This is a genomic window from Janthinobacterium glycogeni, assembly GCF_051380725.1.
In the GTDB taxonomy this organism is placed as follows: Bacteria; Pseudomonadota; Gammaproteobacteria; order Burkholderiales; family Burkholderiaceae_D; genus Janthinobacterium.
Genome location: NZ_JBNYXP010000026.1, coordinates 1 through 5,665, shown reverse-complemented (window position 1 = coordinate 5,665; position 5,665 = coordinate 1). Strand labels below are relative to the sequence as shown.

Here is a 5,665-nt window from a genome sequence, read left to right as displayed (position 1 = left end):
AAGCTCCGTGCTGCCGTTCGACTTGCATGTGTAAGGCATGCCGCCAGCGTTCAATCTGAGCCAGGATCAAACTCTTCAGTTTAATCTCTGTTACTTTGCCATTTTATTGGCACCGTCTTGCGACGGGTCGCTCACTCAAAAAACTGACAGGCCACTACTTTCGTAGCGCCTATTTCATTATTTCTTGTGAACATTTGATATTTTAAGTTTTACGCTGCTTTCGCAGCGCTGCACTGACATCAAATGCCCACACTTATCGACTGTTAATTGTTAAAGAACGGTATTCGGTACTGCTTATTTACTGCTCTCGCGCTATCGACAAAGCGTTGTGTTTGTCAGCTGCGAAGAAGGAAGAGTATGAAGCATTTCAGCACAATCGTCAACACCTTCTTTTTACTGCATCGCCGTTTCCGGTGATCCTCAAGTGCCGCATTTGACTGCGTCTCATTGGGGAGGCGAACTATAGCAAAGCCGCCCACCGGCGGCAAGCTTTATTTCAGCAATTCTGCCACCGCCATGCCCACATCGGTCGTACTGGCGCTGCCACCCATGTCCGGCGTCCGTGGTCCATGCTCGAGCACCTGCTCGATGGCGCGCAAAATCGCGTCATGCGCCGCCGTGTAATTGGCGTCGCCATTGCCGAGGAAGTCCAGCATCATGGCGCCCGACCAGATCATGCCGATCGGATTGGCGATATTCTGGCCATAGATGTCGGGTGCGGAACCGTGCACTGGCTCAAACACGGAGGGGAACGTGCGCTCCGGATTGATATTGGCCGACGGCGCGATGGCAATCGTCCCCGTGCACGCGGGGCCCAGGTCGGACAGGATGTCGCCAAACAGATTCGAAGCGACCACCACATCGAAACGCTCCGGGCTGAGCACGAAACGGGCGGCCAGGATGTCGATATGGTATTTGTCCCAGCGTACATCGGGAAAGCTCGGGCCCATCGCTTCCACCCGCTCATCCCAATACGGCATGCTGATGGCAATGCCATTCGACTTGGTCGCCGATGTCAGGTGTTTTTTAGGTCGGCTTTGCGCCAGCTCAAACGCATACTTCAGGATACGGTCGACGCCCTTGCGCGTAAACACGGATTCCTGCAGCACCATTTCGCGTTCTGTCCCCTCGAACATACGCCCGCCCACGGAGGAATATTCTCCTTCCGTGTTTTCACGCACCACATAAAAGTCGATATCGCCCGGCTTTTTATTCGCCAGCGGACATGGCACGCCCGGCATCAGCCGCACGGGACGCAAGTTGACGTATTCGTCGAATTCACGCCGGAACTTTAGTAATGAACCCCACAGCGAGATATGATCGGGCACCTTGTCCGGCCAGCCCACGGCACCAAAATAGATGGCGTCGAAATCCTTGAGCTGCGCGAACCAGTCCGAGGGCATCATTTGCCCGTGTTCCAGGTAATAGTCGCAATTGGCCCATGCCATCGTCGTAAACTGCAGGTCGATATTGAAGCGGCGGGCGGCTGCTTCAATTACACGCAAGCCCTCCGGCATGACTTCATTGCCAATGCCGTCACCGGCGATGACGGCGATTTTATGTATGCTCATGGGGAAAACCCTGTTGGAAATAGACGATGGGAGCCCGTACTTACATCTGCTGCGTCACGTCCGGGTACAGACGCGCCAGCACATCGGCAGTGATCGCCGTGATGATGGGCTGCATACATTCGGCAGCCAGTTCATTGGTCTTCGCGCGGCGCACGTCTTTCCATAACTCGACCAATGCGCTTTCATGACGCGCCACAGCCTGCTCGACTTCATCCTGCCAGAAGGCCGGCGCCTCGCTTTCGACAAAATTGCCGCGGCCACGGCCAAAGTGCGCCACCGCCAGATAACGCAGCACGCCCGCCACCACCAGGGTGCGCAGGAAGGCATCCGTAAATTGCATGATGGGCTCATTGCGGTCCGTTCCGGAATTAAAGCCCCAGGCGGCACCCGCAAACGTCAACGCACCAACCACACCGCCCAGCAAGGCGCCCGTGCCCAGGGTCAGGCCGCCGGAAATCAGGTCGGCTGACAGCCCCGTCGCCGCACCGGAAATCATCGCGCCCAATAGCCCTGCTTGCGCCTTGTCGATCGGCGCGCGCACGGCGAAGTTTTCCCGTATCCGGCTATTGATCTTATGCGCGTCGGTCGGGTCGAGTTTGTGCAGGATCAAAAGCTCACGCGTGGTGATACCGCTATGCGCATTAAGCCGCGCCACCAGGCTGGCCATGGCCTTTTCCTGGCGTTGCTGCTCTGCATTCTTGCCGATACCCACAACCTGCAAGGCCGATTTCAGCAAGCCCTTGGAGACGGGCTCGATGGCTTCGCGATCCTGTCCGGCCACCGCCAGTTGCGTGGCCAGCAAGTGCATCGCCTGCCGGAAACGCGCCGCATTCTGCTCTTGCCAGGCAGCAAACAAACGCGCATAGCCTGCCTGCTGCGACTGCGGCAACAATTTACCCACAGCTTCGTAAAACACGCGTTCATGCACCCAGCAGCGGGCAAAGGCATCGAGCGCCAAAACGTCGCGCACAATAGGATATTGCTGTAAATGTTCGCGCCAGCGCGCCTGCTCGCTGTGTTCCTCATTACCCGGACGTGGCGGCCCCATCTGATTGAGCAAGACCACAACGGGCTTGCCCAGCCATTCGAGGATTTTCATTTCCGCCGGCAAGTACCCCGCATCCCTGGGATGCTCCGAGGAGTTGACCAGGTACAGCACCACGTCGGCCGCGTCCTTGGCCGTGCGCAGCGCTTGCTGGCTGAGCCAGAACGGCCGGTCGCGATAACGGTCCAGCACCTCGCGCAGGAACCAGCCGATGGGATTGCCCGACTGGCCCAGGCGCTTGAGCAGGCGCACGGAGTCGCCAAAGCCTGGCGTGTCCCACAGTTGCAGGGCATCGCCCTGCGGCGTGGCCAGCAAGGTATGCGATTCGGCAAACACAGTCACGTGGGCGGCGTCGCGCACTTCCCCCACATCCACGCCCACCAGGGTGCGCGCCAGTGTCGTCTTGCCATTATTCGTGTGCGAAATCAGCGCAAACTGAATCTGCACCGCATCATCGTGGACATCTTTATTCACATTCACACTCATGCTGCTGCCGATACTTTCAAGCCGACACCGGCATCGAGCGGGTGCAAGGCAGGGTTGAGCAAATTGACCACGGTGGCCGTGGTTTTATGGAACTGGCAGAACTGCTGCCACAAGGCGACCCGTTCCGCCAGGCGCGCGCCGTTATCCGCCTGCTCGCCCGCGCGCTCCAGGTAGCTGGACTCGTCGATCAGGACAGCGATGCCGCGCGCCGACGATTGCACCAGATAATCGAGGAAGGCCCCGTGATTTTCCTTTTCCGGCGTTGCTGTCAGATTGAACAGCACGGCCGTGATATTGACTTGCGGATCATTCAAGTCCGTGCCGCGCAAGACGTCCTGCGGCTCCTCGCCATACGACGTCGATGGACGCAGCATCACGCGGCCCTGCTCGCCAAACAGCATGATGGACAGCTGACCCAGTCCCTTGTGGCGGGCTTCATCGACCGTGAAGCTGTAAGGCAAGACGCGCAGCATGCCGCCCGTGGCCACGCCGATGCTTTCATTGAGTTTGCGGAAATACGGTTGATCGAGATCCAGCGGAAACTGCCTGGCCAGGCGCGCGGCGCGCCAATTATTGAGCAGGGCCAGGATCAGGCGGGGCACGACCACCAGCAGGAAAATCGTCGCCGCATACAAATGCACCCAGCGCGCACCGCCTTCGACGGTCGTCGTTTGCGGGAAGCGCAGCGCTTCGATTTCTGCCAGCGAAAAACCTTGTAAGTGAAATAGGGCAATCGCCGGCGCAAACAGGGTAGACAGCAGGCTGTGCACCTGGCCGGCATTCAGAAAGGTGCTTTCCCAGCCAGCCGCGTATTGCGACAGGAAACCGCGCGCATACAACGAGGCGACGGCGCCGATGGCAAACATGGCAGCGCTCAGGTGGATGGTACGGCCCAGGCGCGCGGCCGTCAGCTTGGCGCTCAAATGCGCCCACTCGCCCATGAAACTGAGCAAGCCCGAGGACAAGGCGTGCGGCAGCTTGCGCGGCAAGGCCAGGCGGCCCACGCTCAGGTGGCGCACCAGCCCCGCTTTCGGCCAGCCGAGCGAGTGCGAAGGGATGCATAGCCAAATCAGCAAGCCCAGGTAGACCAGCACATTCCAGGCGATGATCAGCAGCAAGGGCGCCGACAGCAAATCGACGCGATGGGGGTCCGTTATACGGTCGAGTCCGGCGCCCAGCAGCAAAGCCAGCAGGGGCAAGGCCAGCGCCAGGGTTTTCATGCCGTTACGGCGTTTCGCGAAAGCGGCGAAGGCGGGCGTGCGCTCGGTGATGCGCTTGAGGATCAGCTCGGAACGCTGCTGCAGAAAATCGTCACCCGTCACTTCGGCCTGCTTACCCGAAGCTTGCCACTGCGCAAGCTCACGCGCGCTGCGGCTGGCATACATGCGGTCATCCTCGCTGAGGACTTCTTTTTTCTGGTCGGCCGTCTCGATAGCACGGACCAATACCACTTCTCTCGCAATCTGCTCGTTCATGGTGCTCCTGTTTTTGTATGAAACGACAACTCGACAGGCAGATTGTGACGTACTTTCGTGTTTCAGGCCAACGCGTCCTCGGCCCGGAACAAATTATGCAGCAGATAGATCAGGAAGGAAGCAATCCAGGCAGACCACAAGGTATGTGTAAAGAATTGCGTACCTTGCAACTGTTGCTGCCAGCCTGCCGCCAAACCGCACAGCAGCATGACGCAAGCGAGCAGCAGCGCCGTGCGTGGCCGTCCGGGCAGGCAGAACAATGGCAAGGCCAGCATCCACCAGGCAGTGTTCGCCTGGGTAGCAGGCAGGCATGCCATGGCAGATGCGCTGGCCGGCAATGTTTCCAGCAGGCGCGTGTACGGCTCCAGTCCGCCATAACGCAACAAATCCGTAGGACAAGGCACGTCGCTGAAGGAAGAGAGCAAATAGATGCTTAGCGGCACGAAGATAGCCGACAGCGCTACCACGCGCAAGGCGCTGCGACGTGAAGCAAGCCAGGCCAGCGGACGCAAGGTGTCCCACACGGCCAGCCCGATCATGACGGCGCCAAGCAAGATCATACCGAGCTGGAATCTGCGCGCCCACACGCTGTCAGCGCCGACAAATTGCCCACGCGCACCGTCGAACATACTGTCGGCAATCATGAGGTCGAGGTTGCTGTAATTGCCGATCCAGAGTATCAGCATGGCCGACAGCATCAGGATGCTATCGATGCCTTTAGGAGTTTTGACGAGTTTAAGCTTGGCCAGCATAGGTGCACACGTTACTTGATGAGAATGGCAGTCATCGTACAGTGTCAATATGAAGAGAACATGACGGTGCCCGCCGTGCACAACATGTGGTGATAAATGACAAAGGCAGCGCTGCGCGCTGCCTTTTTTTTCGTCTGTTGCGTTGGCAGCGGATGAACAGCCGGGGGCAGCCCCCTCGCACTGACCGTCGGTCGGCGGATCGGCGTCGGCCGGTATAGGTCGGCGTAGGTCGGCTTAGCGCTGCGCGCGTAAGCCGACAGCACCACAGGCCCCCACGGCACCACCGCCCCCTGAATCACCAGACGAAAAAAAACCCGCCAATTGCTTGACGGGTTT

The 5,665-nt window shown here is 59.0% G+C and carries 5 protein-coding genes and 1 rRNA gene; all 6 read right to left on the bottom strand.

The genetic code is table 11. The annotated features are described in order from the left end of the window. Positions 1-82: ribosomal RNA gene (locus ACQ4W4_RS27470) — 16S ribosomal RNA — on the bottom strand; the annotation flags it as partial. A gap of 409 nt (positions 83-491) precedes the next feature. After that, positions 492-1,571 carry a tartrate dehydrogenase gene (locus tag ACQ4W4_RS27465; protein WP_436544657.1) on the bottom strand — a complete coding sequence of 360 codons (1,080 nt, stop codon included), beginning with the start codon at positions 1,569-1,571 and terminating at the stop codon, positions 492-494. 40 nt (positions 1,572-1,611) lie between these two features. After that, entirely contained in the window at positions 1,612-3,102 is a 1,491-nt protein-coding gene (locus ACQ4W4_RS27460) for a DUF3482 domain-containing protein (protein WP_436544656.1), read from the bottom strand. Beyond that, on the bottom strand, positions 3,099-4,577 hold the full coding sequence (locus tag ACQ4W4_RS27455) for a DUF2868 domain-containing protein (RefSeq protein ID WP_436544655.1): 1,479 nt from the start codon (positions 4,575-4,577) through the stop codon (positions 3,099-3,101). The genes ACQ4W4_RS27460 and ACQ4W4_RS27455 overlap by 4 nt, the downstream gene beginning before the upstream one ends. Positions 4,578-4,639: 62 nt before the next feature. After that, positions 4,640-5,329, bottom strand: coding sequence for a phosphatase PAP2 family protein (locus ACQ4W4_RS27450; RefSeq protein WP_436544654.1), 690 nt, complete (start codon positions 5,327-5,329; stop codon positions 4,640-4,642). Positions 5,330-5,373: 44 nt separating this feature from the next. Next, the coding region (locus ACQ4W4_RS27445) for a hypothetical protein (RefSeq protein WP_436544653.1) at positions 5,374-5,665 on the bottom strand (292 nt) is incomplete at its 5' end.

Coding starts and splice junctions, on each gene's coding strand:
- ACQ4W4_RS27465 (WP_436544657.1), bottom strand. CDS start 1,571: ATGAGCATACATAAAATCGCCGTCATCGCCGGTGACGGCATTGGCAAT.
- ACQ4W4_RS27460 (WP_436544656.1), bottom strand. CDS start 3,102: ATGAGTGTGAATGTGAATAAAGATGTCCACGATGATGCGGTGCAGATT.
- ACQ4W4_RS27455 (WP_436544655.1), bottom strand. CDS start 4,577: ATGAACGAGCAGATTGCGAGAGAAGTGGTATTGGTCCGTGCTATCGAG.
- ACQ4W4_RS27450 (WP_436544654.1), bottom strand. CDS start 5,329: ATGCTGGCCAAGCTTAAACTCGTCAAAACTCCTAAAGGCATCGATAGC.